The sequence below is a fragment of the Enterococcus sp. DIV0421 genome, from assembly GCF_051713745.1.
In the GTDB taxonomy this organism is placed as follows: domain Bacteria; phylum Bacillota; class Bacilli; order Lactobacillales; family Enterococcaceae; genus Enterococcus_D; species Enterococcus_D casseliflavus.
Genome location: NZ_JBIOQM010000034.1, coordinates 1 through 229, shown reverse-complemented (window position 1 = coordinate 229; position 229 = coordinate 1). Strand labels below are relative to the sequence as shown.

The window sequence follows — 229 nt, the reverse complement described above, 5'->3', positions numbered from 1 at the left end:
TCTGCGCAAATAAAGCTCATTTTATCTTCTATGGAAGCATGCGAACGAAATTCATCAACCATCACTACTCTTGGGAGAATCTTCTTAGATTGTTTTGGTAAATAGCTTTTAAACTCTTTCAATGTACGAATAACCGGTGGTCAAAGATACCTGACAGCTTTTCGCAATAAAAGATAAAGATACTTTTTCAGTCAGTAAAGAAGCAATTTTATATCTCACATGATCTGCA

At 34.5% G+C, this 229-nt stretch carries 1 pseudogene; it reads right to left on the bottom strand.

The features are described from left to right. Positions 1-229 (bottom strand): annotated as a pseudogene (locus tag IGI96_RS19800) (ISL3 family transposase); the annotation flags it as partial.